Genomic DNA, 25,242 nt, shown 5'->3' with positions numbered 1-25,242 from the left:
GTGCCGCGTCGTGTCGACGGAACGTCGACACCCCCTTATTTAAGATACACTTCGCGGGGCTTGGCACCGTCGCCGGGGCCGACGACGCCGCGGGCCTCGAGGATGTCCACCATACGGGCGGCGCGGGTGTAGCCGAGGCGCAGGCGGCGCTGGAGGAGGGAGGTGCTGCACTTCTGCTCCTGACGTGCGACGTCGATGCACTTCATGATGAGCTCTTCATCGGCCGGTGAAATGTCGTCCTCGTCGTCGCCGTCGTCACCACCGTTGTCGATGGAGCGCTGGATATCGACCTCGAAGTTCGGTTCGGCCTGGGCGGCGCAGTGATTCACGAGTCGCTCGACTTCCTCGTCGGAAACGAAGGCGCCTTGCGAGCGCTCCAGTTTCGCGGAGCCGGGCGGGAGGTAGAGCATGTCGCCCTTGCCGACGAGCTTGTCTGCGCCCTTGGTGTCGAGGATGACGCGCGAGTCGAGCTGTGACGAAACCTGGAAGGCGATGCGGCAAGGGATGTTCGCCTTGATGATGCCGGTGACGACGTCGGCGCGTGGCGTCTGGGTCGCGATGATGAGGTGGATGCCGGCGGCACGCGCTTTTTGAGCGATACGCGCGATACACATTTCGACATCGGCCGGCGCGGTCTGCATGAGGTCCGCCAACTCGTCGATGAGCACGACGATGTAAGGATAGCGATCCGGGATCTTCTCTTCCTCGATCGGAAGCTCGTCTTCGTCCGCTTCGGGGCCGAGTTCGCCAGATTCGAGAGCTGAGGCGATGGACTCGATGGATTCCATGTCCACTTCCTCATCGGCATTCCAAGGAGGAGTGTCTTCCGCGGCCTCTTCGGCAGGGGTGTCGGTTTTCTCCGGGCGGACGCGGTTGTTGAAGGAGTCGAAATTCCGCACGCCGGTCTTGGCGAAGACGCGGTAGCGCTTCTCCATTTCATTCACCACCCACTTGAGGGCGGCGACGACTTTCTTCGGATCGGTGACGACCGGGACAACAAGGTGCGGCAGCTTGTTGTACATCTGCATCTCGACGACCTTCGGGTCGACCATGATGAAGCGCAGCTCATGCGGCCCGAACTTGAAGAGCATCGAGGCGATGATCGAGTTGATACAGACCGACTTGCCCGAACCGGTGGCACCGGCGACGAGCAAGTGGGGCATCGCGGCGAGGTCGCCAATGACGGTCTTGCCGTAGACATCCTTGCCGAGTGCGAGCGGGATCTTTTTCTTCGCCGAACTGAACTCCGGGTCTTCCAGGAGTTCGCGCAATGGGACGGAAACCTTCTGTGAGTTGGCGAGCTCGATGCCGACGGTGTCCTTACCGGGAATCGGGGCGAGGATATTGATGCGCTCGGCGCGGGTAGCGCGGGCGAGGTCGGCCTCAAGCTGCGAGATGCGTGAAACGCGCAGGCCGGTGGAGGGATAGATCTCGTAGCGGGTGATGGTCGGACCACGGGTGATGTCGCCCGCGGTCACCTCGATGCCGAAGGCGCGCAAGGTATCGACAATCGTGCGCTGGGTGGCGAGGAGCTCGTCGCGGTTCGTTTCGGGCGCTTCTTCTTCGGGAAGAGGATCCAGCAGATCGAAGCCGGGCCGGTCGTAGTCTTCGAAACCGGCGGTGGAGAGAGAGAGGTGACCGGCGGACTTGTGATCGAATGGCTTGGCACCCGGCTGGGTCGCTGCGATGCGGCGCTGGGAGGCATCGATGATCTGCGGAGCGGGTGTTTCGCGGAGCGGGAGTTCCGCTTGCGGGTTGGGCTCGGCTTCGGGTTCCGGTGCGGGCGCCGTCGTGTTGGACTTCGCGGCTTCACGTTCCTTGCGGCGGCGTTCGCGGTCACGCTCGCGCTCGGTGGTGCGGAGTTCTTCCTTGGCGGTTTCGAGGCTCGATTGCTGGCGCCGTTCGCGGAAGCGGGCGATGAGGTCGGCGAGCATGCGTGAGCAGCCCTTGACGAAGCCGATGGGTTTTTGGCCGGTGAGTAGAATCAGGGCTACTATGTAGGTGCCGCCGAGAAGGATCAGCGAGCCGACCTTTCCAATCAGCCGCAGGAACACGAACTCACCGAGCAGGTAGCCGGTGACGCCGCCGGGGCCGGTGAAGGGGCTCACCGCACCGTTGAGGACGTGCATGAAGGCGGCGCCGCTTAGGGCCAGCACGGCGAAGCCGAGCATCGTCCTAGGCCAAAGCCGGGCATCGAAGACCAGCTTCGCGATGCCGAACCAGATGAGTGCGAGGGGGACGACAAAGGCTGCAGAGCCGAACAAGCTCTTTTGCAGGAAGCCAAGCCCGACCCCCAGGCCTCCGATGAAATTGTGGCTCTTCTTGCCAAAAATATCGGTCCAACGTCCCCAGTCCGCCGGTAAATCCTCGGAGGTGTAGGAGATGACGGACAGGAAGGCGAGCAGCCCGGCGCAAATCAGGATGATCCCGATGACCTCATTGGACCATCGGGGGGCTTCGGGCACTTCGCCCCGCTTGCGGTTGTCACTCTTTGCCATTGCCAGATTTCTCCCCGCGCGAGCATCCCCCGCAAGGGACCGGGGGGCAAGATTGATTTCGTGGTCTGGAAAGTCTGGAAATCCTTAGTTTTGAGGCTGCTGACCCGTTTTGTGCACGACGTTCTTTGCGCCGGGGAGCTTGTCGGGGCATGGTCCGCGGCGTGGAACCGATCGTTTTCGAGCCCCTCTACATGCAGCGCGTCTGGGGCGGACGCGAACTGGAAAGGCAATATGGCCGGCATCTTCCGGACGATGCTCCCTACGGCGAGTCGTGGGAAATCGTGGATCGGGAGAAGGAGCAATCGGTGGTGAAGGGGGGCAGTTTTGCGGGAAAATCGCTGCATGAGCTGTGGACGGGGCACCGGGATGAGGTGTTCGGCGCCGGGTTGCCGGATAGCGATCGTTTTCCGTTGCTGATCAAGGTTTTGGATGCCCGGGATGACCTCTCGATTCAGGTTCATCCGCCGGTTCTCCTTGCGGCGGGGCTGGGTGGGGAGCCGAAGACGGAGATGTGGTACATCGCGGGGGCGGACGCAGGTGCGAAGCTCTACGTGGGGCTGAAGAGGGGCGCGACCCGGGGGAGCTTTGAAGAGGCGATCGAGAGCGGCGCGGTGGCCGGAAGCGTCCACGCGATCGAACCGAAGGCGGGGGATTCCATCTTTATTCCTTCCGGGCGGCTTCATGCGATCGGCGCGGGTTTTCTGATCCACGAGATCCAGCAGAACAGCGATACCACCTACCGGGTCTTTGATTGGAATCGTATGGGGCTGGATGGCAAGCCGCGGGAACTCCATGTGGCCGAGTCGCTGGCGAGCATCGATTTCGAGGACTTCGAGCCGGGGATGGACGAGCCGAATGGGACGGTTATCGCGGAGTGCGAATACTTCCGCGTGGAGAAGCTGACGCTGGCGACGAGTGAGACCGCGGGCAACCGGGATGTGAGCCGGTTCTCGATTTTCTCGGTGGCCGAGGGGGCGGTGATTTGTGAAGGAAGCCGGTTCTCCAAGGGGGACTTTTTCCTGCTGCCGAAGGGCGCGGGGCAGCTCCGGGCGGAGATCGACTCGGTGGTGCTGCGGACGACGCTGCCGTCCTGAGCGGTCACCCGACGTGCAGTTCCCAGGCGGCGCGGATCGTTTCCACTTCGGTGGGGCGGTAGGCCTTCTTCCCTTCGAAGCTCCAGACGACGCCGGGCCAGGCGGGATCGTCGGTCGAGCGGCCGACGACGTGGATGTGCATCTGGCGGACCTGATTGCCGATGCAGGCGACGTTGAGCTTTTCCGGGTGAAAGTGGTCGCTGACGAACTGCGAGACGAGACGGATGGCGATAGCGACGTCGCCGTATTGGTCGGGCGGGAGTTGGTGAAGATCTTCGATGCCTTCTTCCAGCTCCGGTACGATGAGGATCCACGGGAAGATCGCGTTGTTCTTCAGGAGCACGCGGCAGCCGAGAATCTCGCCCAGTTCGAAGGTGCCGGCTGCCAGGCGGGGGTGGAGGGTGAAGGACATGCGGAATCGAAACGCCCTGCGACGGCTCGCGGCAAGTCTGGCCCGGACCATTTTCATCGCGCTGGCTTCCTGGTTCCTCTAGATCCGCCGCGTGCCCGTCGTCCCGTCCAGCTATCGAGCCCCAGTCTGGCTTCGTGGCGGGCATCTGCAGACGATCGTGCCGGCCTTGTTCCGGCGGGTTCCGCAGGTCACGACGCGGCGGGAGCGCATCGAGCTTTCCGATGGCGATTTCCTGGATCTCGATTGGGCGACGAGTGGGAGTGATCGCCTCGTGATCCTCTCGCACGGGCTGGAGGCGAATTCGCAGGCCACCTATATCCAAGGGATGGCGGGTGCCTTGCAACGTCGTGGTTGGGACGTCCTGGCGTGGAATTACCGTGGCTGCGGTGGGGAATCGAACCGGCTGCTGAAATTCTATCACAGCGGGGCCTCGGATGATCTCGATCATGTCGTGCGGCACGCGCTCGAAGTGCATCCGGCGTCACAGGTTGACCTCGTTGGCTTCAGTTTGGGAGGCAATATGACGCTGAAGTATCTCGGTGAGCGCGAGGCTGTGCCGCGACTCCATCGGGCTGTGGCCTTCTCGGTGCCGTGTGATCTCGCCTGCTCGTCGGAGCGGTTGTCATCGCCGATCAATCGCAATCTCTACATGCGGCGCTTCCTGGTCTCGCTGAGAAGGAAGCTGGTGGAGAAGAGGCCGCGGTTTCCCGATCAGATCGACTTGCGTGGCGCCTGGCGGATCCGCGACTTCCGTGGCTTCGATGATCGCTTCACGGCACCCCTCCACGGTTTCAGGGATGCGGCTGATTACTGGGCTCGTAGTAGTTCGCGACCGTTTGTGAGTCGGATTCCGATCCCGGCGTTGCTGGTGAATGCGGCGAATGATCCTTTCCTCGGTCCAGGTTGCTTTCCCAGGGAGGAAGCTGAGAACAGTGCGCTCTTTCATCTGGAAGTCCCTGAAGGCGGTGGGCACTGCGGCTTTTCCAACGGGGGCGGGGAGAGCTGGGCAGAAGTTCGCGCCGCGGAGTTTCTCGCAGGCGATGCTTGGCCAAATCCGTTGAACGGGTGAAACTGCCATCGTGACCGACGACATCGATGCTGTGTGCCGCCGCGCCTTGGGTTTCCTGGAACTCGGGATGCCGGAAGATGCCTTGGCGGATCTCGATGAATTGACGGCTACGAATTCCATCGCCCTCCACCTGAGGGTCGACGCGCTCTTCCGCCTGCAGCGCTGGCAGGATGCCTCGGCGATTTGCCTGCCGATGACCGAGCAGGAGCCGTCCGATCCCGGCTGGTGGATCCAAGCTGCCTATGCCCAGCGAAGGGCGAGTTCGATCCAGGAAGCCGAGATGATCCTTCGCGCCGGACTCACCCGCCACCCGGCGAATGCGCTGATGTTCTACAATCTCGCCTGCTACTCGTGCGTCCAGCAGAAGATCGAGGAGGCGCTGCGGTTGCTAGGGAAGGCGGTGTCGATCGATCCTGAGACCATGCTGGCAATGGCCCGCACCGATTCCGACCTTGAAGTGCTCCGCCCGTGGATTCTCGAGCAGCAGGCGGCACGGCGGGAGCGTTCTGGTGCTTCCTAGCCATACTACTCAAACGGGACCTTGCTGAGGTCTGGAAGTGAAGTTAAAGGCGGGTTTGATCGTCTCATGAAAATCCACGCCGCCACTTTTTTCGTAGCCGTCGCCGGACTGTCATCAGCCTGGTCCCAAGCGGATCGCCATGACTTTTTCTATGCCGGGGAGGCCAAGACCCAGGACATGTATGTGGTGAAGGGTGGGAAGATTGCCTGGGAGTTTCACAACCCGGGCAGCCGCGGCGAGATCAGCGACGCGGTTTTGCTCTCGGATGGCAGCGTGCTCTTCGCCCATCAGTTCGGTATCACGTGGATCGATTCCGCGAAGAAGGTTCTGTGGAAATACGACGCCCCGGAAGGCTGCGAAACCCATACGGCCCAGCCGATCGGCAAGGAGCGCCTGGTCTTCATCCAGAATGGTCCCGAGCCGAAGGCCTGTGTATTGAACATCACCACCGGCAAGACCGAGCGTGAATTCCCGCTGGAAGTCGGCAACAAAAAGGGGACCCACGGCCAGTTCCGTCATGCCCGCCTGACCACTGCCGGGACCCTGCTGGTCGCGCACATGGACCTCGGGAAAGTCATCGAATACGACGAGAATGGCAAAGAGGTGTGGAGCGTGAAATTTCCGGGTGCCTGGTCGGCCTCGCGCCTGCCAAACGGCAACACGCTGATGTGTGCCTCCAAACTCGCCCGTGAGGTCAATCCGGCGGGTGAGACGGTGTGGGAATGCTTGCCAGGCGATCTGAAGGGTCAGGAGATCCGCAGCTTTCAGATCGCCACCCGATTGCCCAATGGCAGCACGCTGATCAACAACTGGGTCAATTCTTGGGATGGGCCGATCGATGTCGAGACCGCTCCGGCGCAGGCATTTGAGGTGACGCCGGCGAAGGAAATCACGTGGACGCTCCGCGAGTGGAAAGCCCCGCTCGCCCTGGGACCGTCGACCACCATCCAGTTTTTTGACAAGGCTGTCGTTCCTGAAGACGTGCATTTCGGCAGCATCCGGTGAAAGTGGGGAGGTCGTCCCGATGACCTTCCGCAATACATTCGTCCGCATCGCTGCCGATTGCCCGGAGAGCGCTGGCATCGAGCCGGCCTCTCGCGGGGGAAAGAAGCCGGTGCATCTCATCCAGCTGGAGCTGTTGCGGTCGGCACCGCATCACTTCACCCACGAGTCGTTGGTGGTGGAAAGCGAGCTGCTGCGGGAGCCACCGACCGGTGAGACCCGTGCGGAGATTCTTTCCCGCATCCGTTCGAAGCCATTGCCTTGCCTGCGTTGCTCGCCGCTCGCGAAGCGCTATGGCTGGGGATTTCACTTCGATGATGACGGGAAGATCGGGGTCCATTCCGCGGGTTCGGCTTCGTATGCAAAACTCGCTGCCGATTCGCGGCTGGATCAAGTGCTGGCCATGCGCAACAAGAGGGCCTCATGAATCGCCTCACTGCAGTCACCCTGGGCGTCGCCGATCTCGAAGCATCCGCCGGCTTTTACTCGGGGATCTTCGACACGCCGCCGAACCGTGACCACGACGGTGTCTGCTTTTTCCCGCTGCCGGGCTGCTGGATCTCGCTCTTTCCGCTGGGTCATCTCGCGGAAGACATTTCACCGGAAGTGCCGAAGACCCGCAGCGGCTTCAGCGGCGTGACCCTCGCCCACAACGTGAAGACGAAGGACGAGGTGATCGCGGTGCTCGAACGGGCGAGGGCTGCGGGTGCGGCGATCGTGAAGGAGGCTCAGGATACTTTCTGGGGCGGCTTCAGCGGCTACTTCGCCGATCCCGATGGCTATCATTGGGAAGTCGTCTGGGGGCCGATGTTTGACTTCACCGACGACGGGGCGCTGCTTTTTGGAAAGGGCTGAAGGGGCCTTCAAGGTGCCGCAGAACGATACGCGGCGTAGCGGGCGCGTTGCTCCGCGGTGATCTTCATAGGGTCGAAGCGTTCGTCGGGTACGGCATTGATCTTCGCGTGGATCACGTTTGCCATGTCAGCGGCGCAGCGCTTGATGTGGGCGGCATTTTCGCCGGTGAAGAGTTCATCCACGGTTTCTTCGAAGAGGGCGAGCCAGCAGTCGAACTGCTCGCGGCCCATGGCGGTGAGGGGGACGAGTCGGGCATGCTTGCCAATCGGGTCACCACGGAAGCCGCCGTCGCGAAAGAGCACCGTTTGCCAGAAGGCATACATCTTCGGCAGGTGTGAGGGCCAATCGATGGCGGCGACCTTGTCGAAGATGAAGCCGAGGGTTTCGTCCTCGCGGACCTTTTCGTAGAAGCGATCGACGAGGCGGACGATTTCCTCGCGGCCGAGGATGTCGGTGGTGGTCATGGCGATGGGAGCCGTGGTGGCTCGCTGACTCTTCTTAGCAAGGGTTACGACTTATTAAAGAATAAAGTTTCTTTATTTGGGAATTGAGTCGACCGAAGGCCGCTTTGCGCCAAGCATGGCGGACACGAGACCCGATGTTCGGCTACGGAAAAATGAGCGGTTGCGCAGTGGCGGCGATGAGTGCGCTGGCGGAATGCCATGCGGACGAACTGCAGCTCAGTTCCCACCAGATCGCCGAATCGCGGAATCTCTCGCAGCCGCTGGTGGCGAAGGTGCTGACAGTACTTTCCCAGGCTGGCTTGGTCCTAGGCACGCGCGGGCCCGGTGGTGGCTACCGGTTGGCGCGGGCGCCGCGGGAGATCACGTTGTTTGACGTGGTGGATTTGTTCGAGGGGCATCGGGACCCCAGCGCTTGCCCCTTCGGGCCGGGTTGGTGTGGGGTCGGCGATCCTTGTCCGATGCATCACTTGCTTGCCGACATGAGCGAGTCTGCGGCGAGCCAGCTCAAGGGAGCGAATTTCGGAGCCTTCGTGGGGCATGGAAAGCCTTTGGAGAAGGGATAGTTTTGCCGGTGGGAGAGTCAATTTTCCTTCGGCCACGAGACCTCTACCCATGGCACCTGGTTAGCTTCCAGGATCCGGATTGCCGCCTGGCGCTGGCGTTGGCCTTGAAAGGCGAGCCACGCTTCCCTCTCTTCGGGGAAATCAAACAGGGTGTCCTTGAACGAGCGAAAGGGCTTGGGCAGCCGCAGCACCCGGGCGAGGGCGCGGCCGGCCTCGCCTGCTGGCAGGCCAGCCACGTAGTCTTCCATCACTCGGAAGCCGTCGCGCGAGGAATGGGGCTCGATGTAGAGGAAGATCTCGAGCGGGCTCGGCGGTTTCGGCCCGACCGACTCCATCGGGGACTACCATGACCTTTTTGAAGGCCTTCCATCGCCGGCGAAGCCGCCAGCCGCGACCGGTAAAGTCGGGCGAAATGATCCGTGTCCCTGCGGGAGCGGAAAGAATACAAGAAGTGCTGTCTCTGACGACCGGGTCGGTGTCTCCCTGAGGATGGATACCGGCATGTACCTCCTGAAGGGACGGTCCGGCTAACGATCCTCCGGCAGGGCGGGAAAAGGATTGCGCCAGGTATAGGAGAAGCTGTCGCCTTGGGTTCCGCGGTCCGAATCCACCTCATAGCGCCCATCCCGAATGATCAGGTCGAAGCTGGTGGGCATGATGCGGGGACCGTACCATCCGATGTATCCGGTGACGGGAAAACGAGGAGGCGGTGCGGCCAGAACAAGCCCCTTGAGGTCGTGCGCGCTTTCGCGAAGCCCGGAGAGATCGTAGCTGAAAGAGATGGTTTGCACGTGAAGAGGCGGAGGATCTGCCTCAAGTGGCCACGATCCATCGACGGCATCCTCTTGGGAGTAGAGGTACCAAACGCTAAGGGTGGCGTCGATTTCCGGGACCTCCGCGATCCGCTCCAACTTGGCCGGTTCCGCTCCGGCGGGATGATATGTTTCACGGATCGACTCGAGGATCGCGGGTTTCCCTTCGATGATTGAAACCTTTGCGTTCCAGCGCGGACTCACGGGAGGCCTCCCGAATCCAGATGCCCCCACCATGCTGTCGGCGGGAAATACCATCACTTTCGACTTGGGGTAGCGGGGTGGGAACAAGGTCATGAATGCATCCAATGGGGCTTTTCCGCGACCTGCATGTTCCAATACGCTCGCCACATTGACCGCGTCCCGGATGGATCGTAACCGCTTCCACGATGGTGCCACTCCCTTGTAGGCTTCCGGTGGTATGGCTCCGGTCTCCCCCCAGATGACTTCGCGGTAGGTCGTGCCGTCCCGGAGATACATCGGTGATGCGATGACGATTCCCTTCGCTTCCGGCTTCCAGTCCTTCGCCGTGCCTTCCTGAAGCCGCACCGTCAGGCGAAACGGGGAGGGCGATTCGGAGCCTGTAGGCTGCTCGAATTCCTGACGCAGGGTCTGCCCTCCAGGCAGATCGAGAGGGACGGTGTCCTCCGGGCGCCACTGGGGTGTGCCATCCTTCCATTTTCCCCAGTAAACAAGCTGCGTCGAATAGTGGACGCAGCATCTCGGAGGATCGGTGCGTTTTGGGTAGTCATAGCCGGTGCACGAAAAGTTACGGTCCGAGCGATTGACGATGACGAGCTCATGCCGGCCTTCTTTTTTAGTGGACTTTTCAACCCGTAGGGTGACTGCCGCTTCCGGCGTTTCCGCGGCAAAGCTGGTTCCGAGCGACAGGCAAATGGACAGCAGGAATTTCTTCATGAAGAGAACCTCCTGACGGAAAAGCCGCCGGAAAGCCCGATTGTCGCCGATTTCGCGAACGGGCCGGTTGCGGGCCGGCGTCTCCGGGGCTACACCTCGGCCGGATGCCGTTCCAACTTTCCAGCGAATACTCTCCCCAAGGCGATCAGGCCCAGGCGATTGCAAAGCTTGTGAAATCGATTCGTGCCGGGAACACGCACCAAACCTTGCTGGGGGTGACGGGCTCAGGGAAAACCTTCACGATGGCGAACGTGATCGAGCAGATCGGGAAACCGACGCTGATCATGAGCCACAACAAGACGCTGGCGGCGCAGCTTTACTCGGAGTTCAAGAATTTCTTCCCGCACAATGCCGTCGAGTACTTCGTCAGCTACTTCGATTACTACCAGCCCGAGGCCTACATTCCGCGGACGGACACTTACATTGAGAAGGATTCGTCGATCAATGATGAGATCGAGCGCTTGCGGCTCTCGACGATGGGTTCGCTGCTGACGCGCGAGGACACGATCGTGATCGCTTCGGTGTCCTGCATCTACGGCTTGGGTTCGCCGGATGACTACGAGGGGATGATGGTGCCGGTGTGGGTGGGGCAGCAGATCAGGCGCGATGATTTGTTGCAGGCGCTGGTGGCGATTCTGTTCGAGCGGAATGACATCGCCTTTGGCCGCGGCAAGTTCCGGGTGCGTGGCGATGTGGTCGAGGTGCATCCGGCGTATCTCGATGAGACGGCGGTGCGGGTGGAGTTTTTCGGCGATGAGATCGACCGCATCACCACGATCGACACGCTGACGGGCAAGACGATCGATCGAGTGGACAAGCACACGTTTTTCCCAGCGAAGCAATTCGTGACGCCGGGGGACAAGATGAAGAAGGCGATCGTGGAGATCCGCAAGGAGGCGGAGGCGTCGGTCGCGGCCTTTGAAAAGGAAGGGAAGCTGATCGAGGCGCAGCGGCTGCGGATGCGGACCGACTACGACATCGAGATGATGCAGGAGATGGGCTTCTGCCAAGGGATCGAGAACTACTCGCGGCACCTGACGGGGCGTGCGCCGGGGTCGCGGCCCCACACGCTGCTGGATTTCTTTCCCGACGACTACTTGCTGATGATGGACGAGAGCCACGTCACCATCCCGCAGGTCGGCGGGATGTATGAGGGCGACAAGAGCCGGAAGACGGTGCTGGTGGAACACGGCTTCCGCCTGCCGAGTGCGCTCGATAACCGTCCGCTGCGCTTCGACGAGTTCATGCACATGACGAAGCAGCGGCTCTACGTTTCCGCGACGCCGGGGCCGTTCGAGATCGTCAATTCGCGGCCGGAGAACCGCCGCTTCATTCCGGTGAAGGGACGCGGTGATGATCGCGGCTTTACTCACATCGATCTGAAGCAGCTCCGCATCACTCCGAGTGGGAGTGCCGAGCCGGTGGGAAGCTTCGATCCCGAGAAGCCGGGAAAAGCATTGGTGGTCGAGCAGATCATCCGGCCGACGGGATTGCTGGATCCCACGCTGACACTGCGCCCGCTGAAGCATCAGATCGACGAGACGATCGAGCTGTGCCGCCAGCGGGTGGAGGCGGGCGAGCGGGTGCTGGTCACCACTCTAACAAAAAAGACCGCGGAAGATCTTTCCGAATACCTGCAAGGCACCGGCCTGAAGGTGCGCTACATCCATGCGGATATCGATACGGTGGAGCGGGTGGAGATTTTGAGGCAGTTGCGCGCTGCGATGTTCGACATTCTGGTGGGGATCAATTTGCTGCGGGAAGGGCTGGATTTGCCCGAGGTGTCGCTGGTGTGCATCCTCGATGCGGACAAGGAGGGCTTTCTGCGTAATGAGACCAGCCTGATCCAGACCGCGGGTCGCGCGGCGCGTCACCTCAATGGGCATTGCGTGCTCTTCTGCGACTCGGTGACCGATTCGATCCAGCGCCTGATCGACGTGACCGAGTATCGCCGCAGCCGGCAAATGGAGCACAATGAGAAGCACGGCATCACGCCACAGAGCGTGAAGCGCGCGGTGCAAGAGAGCCTGCAGCTTTACTCAAACCAACGGGAGCAGGCTGACAAGCTGGAGCGCTCGATGGTTTCCGAAGACGAGGCCGTCTACAACAAGGTCAAGGTCATCGCCGAGCTGGAGAAGGAGATGCTTGAAGCCTCGTCGAGACTGGAGTTCGAGCGCGCGGCTCACCTGCGCGACCAGATCAAGGCGCTGAAGGACGGAACGCCGGTGGCGGCTGGCGGAGGGGCCGAGCGGAAGCCGGTGAAGTATCCGAAGGGCGGCGGGCGACGGAAACGCTAGGCGTTCGCCTCGCGGTTGGCGGCGAAGTGGTAGCGCGCGCTTTCCAGGATACCGCAGGCGATTTCTTCGGTCTCCAGGCCCGCTGTCTCCAGCTCTAGATCGGCGATCTCGTGGTAGAGCGGGCTGCGGTCGGTGAGGAGCTTTTCGATTTTTTCGCGCGGATTTTCGGTCTGGAGCAGCGGGCGGTCGCGGTTCCGGGCGGTGCGCTGGAGGATGACGTCCACGGGTGCCTGGAGCCAGACGACGTAGCCCAGCTTCGAGAGCAGCTTGCGGTTGGCTCGGCGGCCGATGATGCCGCCGCCGGTGGCGATGATGCGACGCGGCGTATTCGGGGCGGAAAGCTCGTTGAGGACCGCGCTTTCCAGCTCGCGGAAGGACTGTTCGCCGCGCCGGGCGAAGATCTCGTTGATCGTCATCTCGGCCTTTTCCTCGATGAGGTGGTCGGTATCGACCAGCGGGTAGCCGAGCAGGCCCTGGAGTTTCCGGCCCACGGTGGTCTTCCCGCAGCCCATCAAGCCGATCAGCACGATGTTCTTGGGAAGGCCGTCGGCGGGTTGCATGGCAGAAGCGTAACCGTGGCGGGCGGGTGCGAAAAGGTCCAATCCTGCAAATGTAAATACGGGCTGGCCCGTCCCGCCGGTCGTTGCCAAGCTCGCGCCGTGCCCGAGACCCGCATCCTGTCCGTCGACGAAGAAGACATGAAGACCGCCGTGAGCGAGGCCGTCGCCTTGCTCGCCGCCGGAGAAATCGTCGCCGTGCCAACCGAGACCGTGTATGGCCTCGCGGCCGATGCCTTCAATCCGGACGCGGTGGCCAAGGTCTTCGCGGCCAAGGAGCGGCCGGCTTTTGACCCGCTGATCGTTCATATTTCGTCCCTTAAGGAGTTGGCCGAGGTGGCGGAGCTGCCGGAGGATATTGCCGCGGTGGTGAAAAGCCTGGCGGGAGCCTTTTGGCCGGGGCCGCTGACGATCGTGCTGCCGAAGACGGACAAGGTGCCGGATATCGTCACCAGCGGCTTGCCGACGGTGGCGGTGCGGCAGAGTGGCAGCGTGATTTTCCGCCAGATCGGCAAGGCTCTCGGCCGTCCGATCGCCGCGCCCAGTGCGAACCGCTTCGGCCGGATTTCACCGACGTCTGCGGGTGCGGTGATGAAGGAGCTGGATGGGCGCATTCCGCTAATCATCGATGGCGGTGCCTGTAGCGAAGGGCTGGAGAGCACGATCGTGAAGATCGAGTCGCGCGGTGAACAGCGTCCGCTGATTCACGTGCTGCGGGCGGGGCCGGTGACGAAGGAGGACCTGCAGAAATTCGGCAAGGTGGTCATCGAGAAAAAGCGGATCACCGATCAGCCGGATGCGCCGGGACAGCTCGAAAGCCACTACGCGCCGCTGACGCCGCTGCTGATGTTTGAAAAGCCGGAGGATTTCCGGCCCGAGCCAGGGAAGAGGTACGGGCTGCTCAGCTACCGGGGCGACCCGAAGGCCGGCTACATCGACCGCCACGAATGGGAGGTGGTGGAGGAGCTCAGTCCGGGCAGCGGCAAGCTGATCGAGGCGGCGGTGCGGCTGTTCTACGTGATGCGCCACCTGGACGAGCAGGGGCTGGATGCGATCGTGGCCGAGCCGGTCAGTGAGACCGGTCTCGGGGTGGCGATCATGGACCGGCTGAGGCGGGCTTCGTCTCCGCAGGCATAGTCTGAAAGGGTTGGCTGCTTGCGTGTGTTAGGATCCCGCCTAGGCTGTGATCCATTCCATGCGCCGCAACCGCATACTGCTCCAGACCGTCCTGCTGCTCGCCTTGATTTGGGGTGGTGTGGCCGCTTTGCGGGCTTTCGCAGGGTCGAAGCAGGTGACTGCGGAGAAGGTGGCCCATGAGATCGAAGCGGCCGGGTTAGATGACTGGTCGGGCCGGAGTGGGACGGATGCGAAGCGGGAGAAGAAGCTGCGCGAAATCGCGGGCCTCATCAACCGGCTCGATTTCGCAGAACGTCAGAAAACCCGGGATGACCAACCGACCGAGGAGCTTTTCCGCCGCTTGAGCGGGGATGAGAAGAAGCTGTTCATCGACCTCACGGTCCGCGAGTCGATGGGCAAGTTCATGGAGGCGATCGATGCGCTGCCGCCGGAGAAGCGGAAGGAATTCGTGCAACAAGGGCTGCGCGAGATCAAGAGCGGCAAGACCGGAGCGGATATGTCCAAGGCGCAAGAGCTGGGGGACGATCTGCTGGAGACGATCGCTGGCGAAGGCATGCGCGCGTATTTCGAAAAGGCCAGCGCCGACACCAAGCTGGATCTGGCACCGCTGATGGAGTCGATGAACGAGGTGATGCAGGGGCTGCGAGGGCAAGAATTCGGACAGCCGCCGCGATGAAGCTTTTCCCTCATCACCGGTGTCCGGGCTTCACTCTCACCGAGGTGCTGATCGTGCTCGCCATCATTGTGGCGCTTGCAGGCATCGCGGTTCCAGTCGGGAGATCGGTGATGGCGAGATCGCGCACCGCCACTTGCCTATCGAACCTCCGGCAGATCGGCACCGGACTGGAGACCTACTTGCAGGATCATGCGCAAACCATGCCGGAGATCGCTGCGGGGCGGAAGGGCAAGAACGAGGACACGCCGGTGCTGGAGACCGAGCTCGCGAGCTATCTTTCCAATCCGGAATCCTTTCATTGTCCTGCCGACGGCAAGTGCTTCGCGGCGTCCGGCTGCAGCTATATTTGGAACTCCAGCCAAAGCGGTCGCAATCGCTTGAAGCTCGCCTTCTTCGGCAAGGAGGGCGATGACCGGCGGATTCCGCTGGTCACTGACAAGGAGGCCTGGCATCCCGGTGAGTCGGGCGTGAATTTCCTCTATGCGGATCTTTCCGCATCCAGCAGGGTCGACTTCGGAGTGAATCGTTAGACGCTCATGCTCACTGTCACCGGACTTTGCAAATCCTTCGGCGGCAAGCCGGCGTTGCACGATGTCACCTTCGAGGTGAAGCGTGGCGAGATCCATGGATTGCTCGGCCACAATGGAGCGGGGAAGAGCACCACGCTCGGCATCATCCTCGGGATGGTAGAGCCGGATCGCGGCGAGGCGCGGATTGGCGGAGTGTCCGTGCAGGAGAATCATGCCGAGGCCTTGCGGCAAGTCGGCGCGATCTTTGAGAGTCCCGCATTTTATGACTACCTGAGTGGCTGGGAGAATCTTCGCATCCTAGCGGGTTACTCGGGGCGCTTCGATGAGAAGGCAGCCGTGGAGGTGGTGGAGCGCGTGGGGTTGACGAAACGCATCCGCTCAAAGGTCGGCAGCTATTCGCACGGGATGCGGCAGCGCTTGGCGCTTGCCCAAGCATTGCTGCCGGAGCCTAAGGTGCTGCTGCTGGACGAGCCGACCGATGGGCTTGATCCAGAGGGCATCAAGTGGTTCAGGGACTTCGTTCTCGATCTGCGCAAGGACCGGGGAATGACGGTGCTTTTCAATTCGCATCTGCTTGCCGAGGTCGAGCAGATGTGTGATCGCGTGACGATCCTCCGCGAGGGCCGCCTGGTGCACGAGGGATCACTGGATGAGCTGCGCGAGGAAGCGCCGGTGTATGAGGTGGATCTGGAGCCATGGGGGCACGCTAAGACCTTTCTGGAGCTGAATGGCGTGCAGATCCTTTCTCCGGGGCGCATCGCGTTGCCGTCTGATGCCGATCCGGCAGTAGTGGTCGCTGCTTTGGTTGGCTGTGGAATCCGCGTGTCCGCCTTCGCTCCGGTGCGCCGGTCTCTGGAGGATTTGTATTTGGAAATCACGATGAACCGCTCCGGCACATGAATTTTCTCCGTCAGCTCCGCGGCGAACTTTCCAAGCTTTTCGGGCGCCCGAGGACGTATCTCGGGTATGGGGTCTTTCTCGTGATGGAGGCGATCATCCTGTTCGTCTTCAAGTTGGAAGGCAGCCAGCGGAGCATGCGCGAACTCATTGAGCGGAATGGCTTCGGCTTCGATAGCTACTACAGTTCGCTGACCGTGACCTATATGGTGATGGGGCTGAGCATGTTCCTGCTCGGTTCGATTTACTTCGCTTTGGTGGCGGGGGACATCGTCGCCAAGGAGTCGGAGGATGGGAATTTGCGGCTCGTTCTCGCTCGGCCCGTTTCGCGGCTGCGCATCCTGCTGCTGAAGTATTGCGCAGTGTCGATCTATACGATGACCTTCGTGCTCTTCGTGGGGGTCACCGGATACGCCATGTCAGTGGCAGCGCTTGGCTGGGATGGCGGGCTTTTCGTGTGGAACTACAAGATGAAGGTGTTCTCGGCCTTTCCCACGTGGGGAGAGGGGATTGGGAGGATTGGGCTTTCGGCGGTGGGAATCGGGTTGAGCATGATCACGCTGTCGTCGATCGCCTTCATGTTCTCCTGCTTCAAGATGAAGCCTGCCGCGGCGACCATCATGGCTCTGAGCATTCTGTTCGTGGACATGGTCCTGCAGGAGTTTCCGTTCTTCAAACCGTACGAGCAGTACTTCGTCACGTGGCGGATGAGCTCGTGGGTCTACCTGCTGGAGAGTGTGATCTCGTGGCCGAAGCTGGCGGGGAGCTACGTTTTCCTCTTCGGCTTGAATGCCACGCTGTTCTTGATTGGCTACACGGCGTTCCGGCTGCGGGATTTCAAGACGTGACCCCGGAAAACACAGCGGGCGACCGGCATCCATCCTAGGGGTCGCCGTCCCTGGGAGTCGCCGATCGCCCGCAGAGAGGGAGATCTTTTTCCGAACTGGTTCGTTGCCGAACGTGGACAGATTCGCACGCTCCCCTGGTTTTCGATATTCCATGATCGCGTAGGTCCCGAACTTTGCTTTCCAGCCGGTCATTTGCGCCCGAAACTGGCGGCGATGCGCGACGACACCCGACGCTGGATCGAGGCCGACAAGAAGCACTGCTGGCATCCTTTCACGCCCCAACAAACGTGGGTGGAGGGCGAGCCGCTGGTGCTCGTGCGCGGCGAGGGCGCATGGCTGTGGGACTCGGAAGGGCGCAAGTATCTCGACGGGAATTCCTCCATCTGGACGAACATCCATGGCCACAACCATCCGGTGCTGAATGCGGCGATCGTCCGCCAGCTCGGTGAGGTGTCCCACACGTCTTATCTCGGTTTCGCCAATCCGCGGGCGAGCGAACTGGCGGAGCGGCTGTGTGGTTTCTTCCCGACTGGCACGCTGGAGCGCGTGTTCTTTTCCGACGACGGCTCCACGGCGATCGAGTGTGCGATGAAAATGGCGATCCAGTATCGCCAGCAGACGGGCGAGCCGGAGCGGATGGGATTCATCGCTTTCGATCAGGCCTACCACGGCGATACCATGGGCGCGGCATCGCTCGGTGGTGTATCACGCTTTCATGAGCGCTTCCGCCGCCATGGTGCGCCGGTGACATTTGTCTCCGGGATGGAAGCGTTGCGTCACTTGCCCGCGGAAACGATCAAGGACTCGGCAGCCGTAGTGATCGAGCCGCTGATCCAAGGGGTGAACGAGATGTGTCCGTGGCCGGCTGGCATGCTGCGGGAGCTGCGAGAATGGTGTGATGCCCAGGATGTCCACCTGATGCTGGACGAAGTGATGACCGGCTTCGGGCGCACGGGGAAAATGTTCGCGTGCCAGCATGAGGAGGTGATCCCGGATTTCCTGTGCCTCGCGAAAGGGCTGACCGGCGGCTATATGCCGATGGCGGCGACGCTGACGACTGCAGCAGTGTATGAAGCCTTCCTGGGCGAAGCTGACCGCGTCTTCTACTATGGACATAGTTACACGGCGAATCCGCTGGGGTGTGCGGTGGCGCTGGCGAGCCTCGATGTGTTCGAGGATGAGAAGACCTTGGAGCGTCTGCAGCCGAAGATTGCCTTGGTGGTGGAGCTGCTGGAGGAATTGAAAGCGACCAGTTCGAAGGTTCGGGCGGTGCGCCAGTGCGGCTTTGTTGCCGGGATCGAAGTGGACGACGGCGGTGCTCAGGTTTGTCTAGCCGCACGCGAGCACGGCCTGCTCACGCGGCCGATCCGTGACACGATCGTGCTGATGCCGCCGCTTTGCATCACGGAGGATGAATTACGCTTGGCGGTTCGCGCCATCGCGCTGGCGGCGGGGTAGTTGCTACCCGCGGATCGCGTAAGCTTCTGCCGGCTCCACGTCCCAGACGAGGTGCTTGAGAGAGAACTTCAGCAAGCTCCGTCCGTAGCGACTGCGTGTTGCCACGCCGGAGAGCAGGCGGGTGATCTGCGTGGTGAGATGGCGCTCCATCAGCCTTGGCAAGGCGGCTTCACCGTATTTCTCCGACAGCTGCACGCCCGCGGAATGAAGGGCGTACATCCGGCCATCGTAGAAATACTCGATGAGTTCAGCCCATGCTTCGTGCCAGTCCTGCAGCTCGGCGAAGACCTTGTCGAAGGCCTTCGCGAGCTTGGCTGGCTGGTCGAGTATGCCGGCTCCTTGAGAGAAGGCGTGCCGGTCGATGAGGTCCGCAGAATGCATGGCCATGAACAGGCCGGGCGAGAGCATCGGATCGACGAAGCCGAAGGCATCGCCGGTTGCCACCCAGCCGGGGCCGTGGCCGCGGTTGGAGATCAGCTGATAATTGGTATAGGTCATCACCGGGGTGACACGGCGGCGGCCTTTTCCGGCGGCGGCGAGGAGGGGTTCCTGGTCGATGATCGACTCCAGTCGTTCTTCCGGCGTGTCGCCGTGACCCTTGAGTGATGCTTTGTTCACCACCACACCGACCGAGAGGCGGCCGGGGAGGGGGATGCGCCAGCTCCAGCCGTGATTGAGGGTGGTGATGACGACCTGGCCTTCCTTCATCGCCTCCACGTCGAAATTCTCGAAATGGGCGAAGTAGGCGACGTCATTGCGGTTTCCCCGCTTGGCGCCGATGTCGAGGATCTTGGCAAATGAGCGTGCCCGGCCGGTGGAGTCGACCAGCAGCTTGGGATGCACGCCGCCGAGTTCGGGCACGGAGGCCAGACAGTCGGCGGTGAGCTGGATTTCCCGGCCATCGGTCCCGCGTTCGAGCTGGGCGCGGCCTTTCACGAAGGTCACACCGAGCTCCTCGGCGCGGGTACGGAGCAGGTTGTCGTACTCGGGGCGGGGAATGTTGTAGGCGTAGTTGGGCATCCCCTTGATCGCCTTCTGCGGGAAAAAGAAATCGAGGCGGCTGCCGTCGCGGGAAAGGAAGCCGACGCCGGGCTTGTGCTGCGAAAATTGCTTCACCCGGTCCTCGATGCCGAGGCGGCGCATCAGCTGGATGACTGTGGGCAGCAGGGATTCGCCGACCAGCAGCTCCGGGCGCTTGTCGTCGTCAAATACCAGGGCGCGGATGCCCCTGAGCGCGAGCAAGGCCGCCAAGGTGCAGCCGGCTGGTCCGCTGCCTACGATCGCCACTTCGATCTTTCCGTTCACGCGCCCTGATTAACCGGCCTTCCCCCGACGCGCAACGCCCTCTTTCCGCTTCCCGACATCGGTTTTCCCGTCTTTCCTCCCGGCCATGCGTAATGCCCCGTTGGGCTTCTTTGATTCTGGCGTCGGCGGGCTGACCGTCGTGCGTGCCGTGCAGCAGCTTTTGCCCGCCGAGGACATCGTGTATCTCGGCGACACAGCCCGTGTTCCGTATGGGTCGAAAAGCCCGGAAACGATCCGCCAATTCGCCCACGAGGACGTCCGGTTCCTGCTGGATCAAGGGGTGAAAATGGTGGTCGTAGCGTGCAATACCGCCACTGCCCATGCGCTACCGTCGCTGATGGAGCGCTACCAGATCCCGATTATCGGGGTGATCGAGCCCGGCGTGGAGGCGGTGCTGGCGGATCCGGGGGCGCAGCGGATCGGGATTATCGCCACCCGGGGCACGGTGCGGTCGCACGCCTACCAGCATGCGCTCGCCCTGCGGCGGACGGGCCTGATCATCCATGCGACCCCGGCTCCGCTGCTGGTGCCGCTGGTGGAGGAGGACTGGCTGGACCATCCCTCCACCCATGCCGCGCTGCACACTTATCTGGACCCGATGCTCGACCGCGGGATCGACACGCTGATGCTGGCCTGCACGCACTACCCGCTGCTGATCCCGGTGCTGAAGGCGTTTTTGCCGGACGGGGTGCGGCTGGTCGATTCGGCCACGACCTGCTCGGAGCTGGTGAAATCCCGTCTGACCGAGTTGGATCTGGTTTCGGAGAAGACGGACCCGGGATCGCTGCAAATCCACCTGACCGACCTTTCGGACCAATTCGAGGATCTCTCCCGGCGGTTCCTTTCCCGCTCGCCGGGGCGGATCCAGCGGGTCTCGCTCTAACGCAACAATCTTCATTCGAGGTTCGACGTCCGGCGTCGTTTGTTGGAGATTTCCTCCGATGACCGCCCCGGCCCTGCGTCGCCTGTTGGATGAGATCGGACCTGTCGATGCCGTTGGTGTCGAAGAGCGGGTCGCCAAATACACCACCCGCTCGATCAAGAAGGGCTCGAAGGTCTTCGGCCTGAAGCTGGCGGCGTCGATGGTCGATCTGACGACGCTTGAGGGGAAGGACACGCCGGGGAAGGTTGCCTCGCTCTGCCAGAAGGCGCTTTCTCCGCATGAGGGCGATGTCCCGCGAGTCGCTGCGGTCTGCGTTTACCCGTCGATGGTGAAGCATGCGGCGAAGCATGTGAAAGGCAGCGGGGTGAAGATCGCCAGCGTGGCGACCGCTTTCCCGTCCGGCCAAGCGCCCTTGAAAACGCGGCTCGCTGAAGTTCGTCAGGCCGTCCTCGATGGGGCGGATGAGATCGACATGGTGATCAACCGCGGCGCTTTTCTCGAAGGCGAGCTGGCGCTGGTGCAGGATGAAATTTCGCAAGTCGTGGAAGCCTGCGGCGAGGCCACGCTCAAGGTGATCCTGGAGACCAGCGAGCTGGAAACCTACGACAACATCCGCGCTGCCTCCTTCCTGGCGATGCGTGTGCTGCGGCGAGGCGATTTTATCAAGACCTCCACGGGCAAGACCAATGCCAATGCCACGCTCGGCAACAACCAGGTGATGATTGAGGCGATCCGCGACTTCTACCTGGCCACCGGCACGGAGATTGCGATGAAGCCCGCAGGTGGCATTCGTACGGCGAAGCAGGCGCTGCAATTTCTGATTGCAGTGAAGGAGACGCTCGGGGACGCGTGGCTGAACAACGCGCGCTACCGCTTCGGTGCTTCCTCGCTTTTGAATGACCTGCTGCGGCAGTTGGAGACGCAGCGGACTGGAGCTTACCAAGCTCCCTACACGTTCAGCGATGATTCCTCGGGCTACTAAACGCGATTCAAGCGAATGAAGAAAATCACGGACAAGCATTTCTCGTTCAAGTGTCCCATGGACTTCACGGCGATGGCGCCATCGGCGAACGGAGTCTTTTGCAGCAAATGCAGCAAGGAGGTGTTCGACCTGACCGATTGCTCGATCGATGACGTGATCGCCTTGCAGCGCAAGCATGGCCGCATTTGTGGGTCGATCCGGATCATGCCGCTTGCCGCGACGGCGGTGGCTCTGTCTGCGGCGGCGTGTTCTTCACCGGGATCTCTGGGCTCAGCACCGGTGTCCTGTCCTGCCGAGCCGACGGGAAACTACAGTGTCGATGCAGACGGCCACCGCAACTACGAAGGAGTGTCCGGAGGAGAAGTCTGCGATGCGTTTGAGTTGATCAAATCCCAACAGTAGTTGGCTCGCTTGTTGCCTGACCTATTTGCTCCCTACCATGCCCGCCAAGAAAGCTCCCGCCCGCCCCCGCGAACTCCTGTTCGGCGATCTTTGGGAATACGATCCTGCGCCCGAGTCCGCGGAGCCATTCCTCGACGCTCGCTACGGTCTTTTCATCGACGGCAAGTTCACCGCGCCGAAGTCGAAGAAGTATTTTGATACAATCGCGCCACGGAATGGAGAAAAACTGAGCGAGATCGCGCTGGCCAATGCTGCTGATGTCGATGCCGCCTATGCGGCGGCGGCAAAGGCGTTTCCCGCGTGGTCGAAGTTGCCGGGCAAGGAGCGCGGCAAGTATCTGTTCCGCATTGCCCGCCTGTTGCAAGACCGTGCGCGCGAGTTCGCGGTGGCCGAAACCCTCGACGGTGGCAAGCCGATCAAGGAGTCGCGCGACTTCGATCTGCCGATGGCGGCGGCGCATTTCTTCTATCACGCCGGTTGGGCGGACAAACTCAGCTACGTCACTCCGGGCCGCACGTTGTTGCCGCTGGGGGTAATCGGGCAGGTCATTCCGTGGAATTTCCCGCTGCTGATGCTGGCGTGGAAGATCGCGCCGGCGCTTGCGACCGGGAACACGGTGGTGCTCAAGCCGGCCGAGACCACCTCGATCACCGCGCTCAAGTTTGCCACGATTCTCCAACAGGCCGGGCTTCCGCCGGGCGTGGTCAATATCGTCACTGGCGCGGGTGAAACCGGGGCCGCGGTGGTCAACCACCCGACTGCCGCCAAGATCGCTTTCACGGGGTCGACCGAGGTCGGCAAGATCATCCAGCGTGCGCTCGCCGGGACCGGCAAGAAGCTCACGCTGGAGCTTGGTGGCAAGGCGGCGAACATTGTGTTCGAGGACGCTCCGCTCGATCAGGCGGTGGAGGGTATCGTCAATGGCATCTTCTTTAACCAGGGACACGTCTGCTGTGCCGGCTCGCGCTTGCTCGTGCAGGAGAGCGTGGCTGAGCTTGTCCTGGCGAAGCTCAAGCGCCGCCTGCAGGTTCTGCGCGTCGGCGATCCGCTCGACAAGAACACCGACGTCGGCGCGATCAACTCGGCCGAGCAACTCGCCAAGATCAAGAGTCTCGTTGCCAGTGGGGTGAAGGAAGGTGCGGAGCTGCACCAGCCTGTCTGCAAGCTGCCTGGGAGGGGCTTCTATTTCCCGCCGTCGCTGTTCACCAATGTGACGCAGAGCCACCGCATCGCCCGGGAAGAGATCTTCGGGCCGGTGCTTTCCATTCTCACCTTCCGCACACCGGAGGAAGCGATCGAGAAAGCCAACAATACGCCCTTCGGCCTCAGTGCCGGTGTATGGACCGACAAGGGCAGCCGCATCCTCAAGATGGCGAGCGAACTGAAGGCCGGTGTGGTGTGGGCGAATACCTACAACAAGTTCGACCCGAGCAGCCCCTTCGGCGGCTACAAGCAGAGCGGCTTCGGCCGCGAGGGCGGCAAGCAGGGGCTGCTGGACTACGCGCAGCTAGGCTGAACCACACCTAGAAACTATAAGACTTCTTGGACCCATGGCTTTGAAAATCACCAAGACCCCCAAGTGCTACGTCGGCGGCGCCTTCATCCGCTCCGAGTCCGGGCGCGTATACGAAATCCGCAGTAGCTCGGGCGAATTCTTCGCCAACGTGCCACGCTGCACGAAGAAGGACCTGCGCAATGCCGTGGAAGCCGCCGCCAAGGCCGGTGCCGGCTGGGCGAAGCGCACGCCCTACAATCGCGCGCAGATCCTTTATCGCCTCGCGGAGATGCTGGAAGCCCGTGCGCCAGAGATGGCAGAGGTCACCAGCGAGAAGGAAGTCCGCGCAACCATTGACCGCATCGTCCACTTCGCCGGGTGGGCCGACAAATACGAGCAGGTCCTTGGCAGCGTGAATCCGGTCGCGAGTCCTCATTTCAATTTTACGGTCACCGAGTCGATGGGCGTGGTCGGCATTCTCGCACCCGAGGAAGCGCCTTTGCTCGCGCTGATGACTTTGATCCTGCCCGCCATCACCGGTGGCAACAGCGTCGTGGCGCTTGCTTCGCAGTCTGCGCCTTACGCCTCCATCTTGCTCGGCGAGATGCTCGCGACCAGTGACCTCCCGGGCGGCGTGGTCAATCTGCTCACCGGGGAGCGGAAGGACATGCTTTCCACCTTTGCCACCCACGAGCACCTGCGCGCGGTTGCGGCGGTGGCATCGCAGGCGGAGGCTGTCACTCTGCAGCAGGGCGCTGCCGAAAGTGTGAAGCGGGTGAAGCTCCACGACCTGAAGAGCGACTGGTATTCCGACAAGCACGACAGTCCCTACGCCATCCGCGACTTCGTGGAGGCGAAGACCGTGTGGCATCCGATTGGCTCGTGAGGCGGTTGCCGTCTGGCGAAGAGGTGTCCATATTCTCCTCATGAAGGGGTGCTTGACGTTTCTCGTTGTCCTTGGTCTCGCTGCCACCGCTTTTGCCGGCCCGGACGAGCGGGTGGCGGAAATCCGGAAGTGGTACGACACCGTCCAGAAATCCAAGGCAGCCACCGAGCGGAAGATCGCCTTCGAAGCGGAGAGCGAGCCCATGAGTGGTGATCTCACCGTCCGTGATTTTGACGGCGGCTGGCAGACCCTCGTCGTCTCCTACGGAGGCGAGCACGTCGGGATCGACGAGCAGTACTACTTCAAGGATGGGGCGCTTTTCTTCGTCTATGTGGTGACGAGCTACTGGAGATTCCACCCGGATTCGACAGATGAGAAACCCAAGACCGTCGATACCCGGACGGAGGATCGTTACTATTTCGACGGCAAGACCTGTGTCCGTCGTCTGACGCGGAGTGCCACCGACGATGCGGAGAAGGTGCCAGCCGTGGTCGCGAAGCTGGAGCAGAAGCGGATCGAGCCGGGCAAGGAAGGGGAGACCCATCGCGAGCGTGCCGGGAAGCTTCTGGGCGCAAAGGCGGCGGCCGATGTGCTGGCCGCGTTCGGGGTCAAATGAGCCTGCGGGCAGGAGGGTATGGGCGGCAAATCGCACCGCTCCGAAAAAAGGCCTTGCAAACCCACC

The 25,242-nt window shown here is 62.0% G+C and carries 27 protein-coding genes and 1 pseudogene; 21 read left to right on the top strand and 7 right to left on the bottom strand.

Features of this window, described 5'->3' with window-relative positions; all coding sequences use genetic code 11:
• Positions 1-35 precede the first annotated feature (35 nt).
• Complete coding sequence (locus WKV53_RS03975) at positions 36-2,498, bottom strand: FtsK/SpoIIIE family DNA translocase (RefSeq protein WP_341403056.1); 2,463 nt, start codon at positions 2,496-2,498, stop codon at positions 36-38.
• Between the two features lie 161 nt (positions 2,499-2,659).
• Between WKV53_RS03975 and WKV53_RS03970 the strand changes: the two genes are divergently transcribed.
• Complete coding sequence (locus WKV53_RS03970) at positions 2,660-3,592, top strand: type I phosphomannose isomerase catalytic subunit (RefSeq protein ID WP_341403055.1); 933 nt, start codon at positions 2,660-2,662, stop codon at positions 3,590-3,592.
• Positions 3,593-3,596: 4 nt separating this feature from the next.
• On the opposite strand, the gene WKV53_RS03965 is transcribed toward WKV53_RS03970, so the two are convergent.
• The gene (locus WKV53_RS03965; RefSeq protein WP_341403054.1) at positions 3,597-4,004 is read right to left on the bottom strand and encodes an HIT family protein; all 408 of its coding nucleotides are present in this window, start codon (positions 4,002-4,004) and stop codon (positions 3,597-3,599) included.
• Positions 4,005-4,095: 91 nt separating this feature from the next.
• Here WKV53_RS03965 and WKV53_RS03960 point away from each other — a divergent pair, with 91 nt between their 5' ends.
• The 5 genes from WKV53_RS03960 (at position 4,096) to WKV53_RS03940 (ending at position 7,450) form a co-directional block, all read left to right on the top strand.
• Positions 4,096-5,073 (top strand): YheT family hydrolase, encoded by a 978-nt coding sequence (locus WKV53_RS03960; RefSeq protein WP_341403053.1) that lies wholly within the window; start codon positions 4,096-4,098, stop codon positions 5,071-5,073.
• 10 nt (positions 5,074-5,083) lie between these two features.
• Positions 5,084-5,593, top strand: a complete 510-nt coding sequence (locus tag WKV53_RS03955; protein ID WP_341403052.1) for a TPR end-of-group domain-containing protein — start codon at positions 5,084-5,086, stop codon at positions 5,591-5,593.
• 66 nt (positions 5,594-5,659) lie between these two features.
• The gene (locus WKV53_RS03950; RefSeq protein WP_341403051.1) at positions 5,660-6,598 is read left to right on the top strand and encodes a beta-propeller domain-containing protein; all 939 of its coding nucleotides are present in this window, start codon (positions 5,660-5,662) and stop codon (positions 6,596-6,598) included.
• A 19-nt stretch (positions 6,599-6,617) separates the two neighbouring features.
• Positions 6,618-7,022 (top strand): DUF6157 family protein, encoded by a 405-nt coding sequence (locus tag WKV53_RS03945; protein WP_341403050.1) that lies wholly within the window; start codon positions 6,618-6,620, stop codon positions 7,020-7,022.
• Complete coding sequence (locus WKV53_RS03940) at positions 7,019-7,450, top strand: VOC family protein (RefSeq protein ID WP_341403049.1); 432 nt, start codon at positions 7,019-7,021, stop codon at positions 7,448-7,450. The genes WKV53_RS03945 and WKV53_RS03940 overlap by 4 nt, the downstream gene beginning before the upstream one ends.
• Before the next feature lie 8 nt (positions 7,451-7,458).
• Here the strand turns inward: WKV53_RS03940 and WKV53_RS03935 are convergent, their stop codons facing one another.
• Positions 7,459-7,914, bottom strand: coding sequence for a group III truncated hemoglobin (locus tag WKV53_RS03935; protein WP_341403048.1), 456 nt, complete (start codon positions 7,912-7,914; stop codon positions 7,459-7,461).
• Between the two features lie 152 nt (positions 7,915-8,066).
• On the opposite strand from WKV53_RS03935, the gene WKV53_RS03930 reads away from it, so the two are divergent.
• Positions 8,067-8,477 carry an RrF2 family transcriptional regulator gene (locus WKV53_RS03930; RefSeq protein ID WP_341403047.1) on the top strand — a complete coding sequence of 137 codons (411 nt, stop codon included), beginning with the start codon at positions 8,067-8,069 and terminating at the stop codon, positions 8,475-8,477.
• 17 nt (positions 8,478-8,494) lie between these two features.
• On the opposite strand, the gene WKV53_RS03925 is transcribed toward WKV53_RS03930, so the two are convergent.
• Positions 8,495-8,812, bottom strand: a complete 318-nt coding sequence (locus WKV53_RS03925) for a UPF0158 family protein (protein ID WP_341403046.1) — start codon at positions 8,810-8,812, stop codon at positions 8,495-8,497.
• A 22-nt stretch (positions 8,813-8,834) separates the two neighbouring features.
• Here WKV53_RS03925 and WKV53_RS28665 point away from each other — a divergent pair.
• Positions 8,835-8,941: pseudogene (locus WKV53_RS28665) on the top strand (SEC-C metal-binding domain-containing protein); the annotation flags it as partial.
• A gap of 63 nt (positions 8,942-9,004) precedes the next feature.
• Here the strand turns inward: WKV53_RS28665 and WKV53_RS03920 are convergent.
• Positions 9,005-10,207, bottom strand: coding sequence for a hypothetical protein (locus WKV53_RS03920; protein WP_341403045.1), 1,203 nt, complete (start codon positions 10,205-10,207; stop codon positions 9,005-9,007).
• A gap of 104 nt (positions 10,208-10,311) precedes the next feature.
• On the opposite strand from WKV53_RS03920, the gene WKV53_RS03915 reads away from it, so the two are divergent.
• Positions 10,312-12,504 (top strand): excinuclease ABC subunit UvrB, encoded by a 2,193-nt coding sequence (locus WKV53_RS03915; protein WP_341403044.1) that lies wholly within the window; start codon positions 10,312-10,314, stop codon positions 12,502-12,504.
• On the opposite strand, the gene WKV53_RS03910 is transcribed toward WKV53_RS03915, so the two are convergent.
• The gene (locus tag WKV53_RS03910) at positions 12,501-13,064 is read right to left on the bottom strand and encodes a shikimate kinase (protein WP_341403043.1); all 564 of its coding nucleotides are present in this window, start codon (positions 13,062-13,064) and stop codon (positions 12,501-12,503) included. The genes WKV53_RS03915 and WKV53_RS03910 overlap by 4 nt on opposite strands.
• A 99-nt stretch (positions 13,065-13,163) precedes the next feature.
• Between WKV53_RS03910 and WKV53_RS03905 the strand changes: the two genes are divergently transcribed.
• From WKV53_RS03905 to bioA, 6 genes are all read left to right on the top strand, one after another.
• Positions 13,164-14,198, top strand: a complete 1,035-nt coding sequence (locus WKV53_RS03905) for an L-threonylcarbamoyladenylate synthase (RefSeq protein ID WP_341403042.1) — start codon at positions 13,164-13,166, stop codon at positions 14,196-14,198.
• Between the two features lie 58 nt (positions 14,199-14,256).
• The gene (locus tag WKV53_RS03900) at positions 14,257-14,874 is read left to right on the top strand and encodes a hypothetical protein (RefSeq protein ID WP_341403041.1); all 618 of its coding nucleotides are present in this window, start codon (positions 14,257-14,259) and stop codon (positions 14,872-14,874) included.
• Entirely contained in the window at positions 14,871-15,404 is a 534-nt protein-coding gene (locus tag WKV53_RS03895; protein ID WP_341403040.1) for a type II secretion system protein, read from the top strand. Before WKV53_RS03900 ends, WKV53_RS03895 begins: the two co-directional genes overlap by 4 nt.
• 6 nt (positions 15,405-15,410) lie before the next feature.
• On the top strand, positions 15,411-16,304 hold the full coding sequence (locus tag WKV53_RS03890; protein ID WP_341403039.1) for an ABC transporter ATP-binding protein: 894 nt from the start codon (positions 15,411-15,413) through the stop codon (positions 16,302-16,304).
• Positions 16,301-17,149 carry an ABC transporter permease gene (locus WKV53_RS03885; protein ID WP_341403038.1) on the top strand — a complete coding sequence of 283 codons (849 nt, stop codon included), beginning with the start codon at positions 16,301-16,303 and terminating at the stop codon, positions 17,147-17,149. Before WKV53_RS03890 ends, WKV53_RS03885 begins: the two co-directional genes overlap by 4 nt.
• Before the next feature lie 213 nt (positions 17,150-17,362).
• Positions 17,363-18,607, top strand: coding sequence for an adenosylmethionine--8-amino-7-oxononanoate transaminase (bioA, locus tag WKV53_RS03880; protein ID WP_341403037.1), 1,245 nt, complete (start codon positions 17,363-17,365; stop codon positions 18,605-18,607).
• 3 nt (positions 18,608-18,610) lie between these two features.
• Here bioA and WKV53_RS03875 read toward each other — a convergent pair whose 3' ends face one another.
• A complete protein-coding gene (locus WKV53_RS03875) occupies positions 18,611-19,912 on the bottom strand; it encodes an NAD(P)/FAD-dependent oxidoreductase (protein ID WP_341403036.1) in 1,302 nt (433 codons plus the stop codon).
• An 85-nt stretch (positions 19,913-19,997) separates the two neighbouring features.
• Between WKV53_RS03875 and murI the strand changes: the two genes are divergently transcribed.
• Genes murI through WKV53_RS03845 form a run of 6 tightly spaced genes read left to right on the top strand, consistent with a single transcriptional unit; the run spans position 19,998 to position 25,176 of the window.
• Positions 19,998-20,795, top strand: coding sequence for a glutamate racemase (gene murI, locus WKV53_RS03870; protein ID WP_341403035.1), 798 nt, complete (start codon positions 19,998-20,000; stop codon positions 20,793-20,795).
• A gap of 58 nt (positions 20,796-20,853) precedes the next feature.
• A complete protein-coding gene (gene deoC, locus WKV53_RS03865) occupies positions 20,854-21,777 on the top strand; it encodes a deoxyribose-phosphate aldolase (RefSeq protein WP_341403034.1) in 924 nt (307 codons plus the stop codon).
• A 15-nt stretch (positions 21,778-21,792) separates the two neighbouring features.
• Positions 21,793-22,179, top strand: a complete 387-nt coding sequence (locus tag WKV53_RS03860; RefSeq protein WP_341403033.1) for a hypothetical protein — start codon at positions 21,793-21,795, stop codon at positions 22,177-22,179.
• 37 nt (positions 22,180-22,216) lie between these two features.
• Positions 22,217-23,695 carry an aldehyde dehydrogenase family protein gene (locus WKV53_RS03855; protein ID WP_341403032.1) on the top strand — a complete coding sequence of 493 codons (1,479 nt, stop codon included), beginning with the start codon at positions 22,217-22,219 and terminating at the stop codon, positions 23,693-23,695.
• A gap of 34 nt (positions 23,696-23,729) precedes the next feature.
• On the top strand, positions 23,730-24,560 hold the full coding sequence (locus WKV53_RS03850; RefSeq protein ID WP_341403031.1) for an aldehyde dehydrogenase family protein: 831 nt from the start codon (positions 23,730-23,732) through the stop codon (positions 24,558-24,560).
• Positions 24,561-24,600: 40 nt separating this feature from the next.
• Positions 24,601-25,176, top strand: coding sequence for a hypothetical protein (locus WKV53_RS03845; RefSeq protein WP_341403030.1), 576 nt, complete (start codon positions 24,601-24,603; stop codon positions 25,174-25,176).
• The last annotated feature ends 66 nt before the right edge of the window (positions 25,177-25,242 follow it).

Origin of the sequence: Luteolibacter sp. Y139, from assembly GCF_038066715.1 — a bacterium.
GTDB lineage: Bacteria > Verrucomicrobiota > Verrucomicrobiia > Verrucomicrobiales > Akkermansiaceae > Haloferula > Haloferula soli.
This window is presented reverse-complemented; position numbering and strand designations above follow the sequence as displayed.

Coding starts and splice junctions, on each gene's coding strand:
- WKV53_RS03975 (WP_341403056.1), bottom strand. CDS start 2,498: ATGGCAAAGAGTGACAACCGCAAGCGGGGCGAAGTGCCCGAAGCCCCC.
- WKV53_RS03965 (WP_341403054.1), bottom strand. CDS start 4,004: ATGTCCTTCACCCTCCACCCCCGCCTGGCAGCCGGCACCTTCGAACTG.
- WKV53_RS03950 (WP_341403051.1), top strand. CDS start 5,660: ATGAAAATCCACGCCGCCACTTTTTTCGTAGCCGTCGCCGGACTGTCA.
- WKV53_RS03945 (WP_341403050.1), top strand. CDS start 6,618: ATGACCTTCCGCAATACATTCGTCCGCATCGCTGCCGATTGCCCGGAG.
- WKV53_RS03940 (WP_341403049.1), top strand. CDS start 7,019: ATGAATCGCCTCACTGCAGTCACCCTGGGCGTCGCCGATCTCGAAGCA.
- WKV53_RS03935 (WP_341403048.1), bottom strand. CDS start 7,914: ATGACCACCACCGACATCCTCGGCCGCGAGGAAATCGTCCGCCTCGTC.
- WKV53_RS03930 (WP_341403047.1), top strand. CDS start 8,067: ATGAGCGGTTGCGCAGTGGCGGCGATGAGTGCGCTGGCGGAATGCCAT.
- WKV53_RS03925 (WP_341403046.1), bottom strand. CDS start 8,812: ATGGAGTCGGTCGGGCCGAAACCGCCGAGCCCGCTCGAGATCTTCCTC.
- WKV53_RS03920 (WP_341403045.1), bottom strand. CDS start 10,207: ATGAAGAAATTCCTGCTGTCCATTTGCCTGTCGCTCGGAACCAGCTTT.
- WKV53_RS03915 (WP_341403044.1), top strand. CDS start 10,312: ATGCCGTTCCAACTTTCCAGCGAATACTCTCCCCAAGGCGATCAGGCC.
- WKV53_RS03910 (WP_341403043.1), bottom strand. CDS start 13,064: ATGCAACCCGCCGACGGCCTTCCCAAGAACATCGTGCTGATCGGCTTG.
- WKV53_RS03900 (WP_341403041.1), top strand. CDS start 14,257: ATGCGCCGCAACCGCATACTGCTCCAGACCGTCCTGCTGCTCGCCTTG.
- WKV53_RS03895 (WP_341403040.1), top strand. CDS start 14,871: ATGAAGCTTTTCCCTCATCACCGGTGTCCGGGCTTCACTCTCACCGAG.
- WKV53_RS03890 (WP_341403039.1), top strand. CDS start 15,411: ATGCTCACTGTCACCGGACTTTGCAAATCCTTCGGCGGCAAGCCGGCG.
- WKV53_RS03885 (WP_341403038.1), top strand. CDS start 16,301: ATGAATTTTCTCCGTCAGCTCCGCGGCGAACTTTCCAAGCTTTTCGGG.
- bioA (WP_341403037.1), top strand. CDS start 17,363: ATGCGCGACGACACCCGACGCTGGATCGAGGCCGACAAGAAGCACTGC.
- murI (WP_341403035.1), top strand. CDS start 19,998: ATGCGTAATGCCCCGTTGGGCTTCTTTGATTCTGGCGTCGGCGGGCTG.
- deoC (WP_341403034.1), top strand. CDS start 20,854: ATGACCGCCCCGGCCCTGCGTCGCCTGTTGGATGAGATCGGACCTGTC.
- WKV53_RS03860 (WP_341403033.1), top strand. CDS start 21,793: ATGAAGAAAATCACGGACAAGCATTTCTCGTTCAAGTGTCCCATGGAC.
- WKV53_RS03855 (WP_341403032.1), top strand. CDS start 22,217: ATGCCCGCCAAGAAAGCTCCCGCCCGCCCCCGCGAACTCCTGTTCGGC.
- WKV53_RS03850 (WP_341403031.1), top strand. CDS start 23,730: ATGGCTTTGAAAATCACCAAGACCCCCAAGTGCTACGTCGGCGGCGCC.
- WKV53_RS03845 (WP_341403030.1), top strand. CDS start 24,601: ATGAAGGGGTGCTTGACGTTTCTCGTTGTCCTTGGTCTCGCTGCCACC.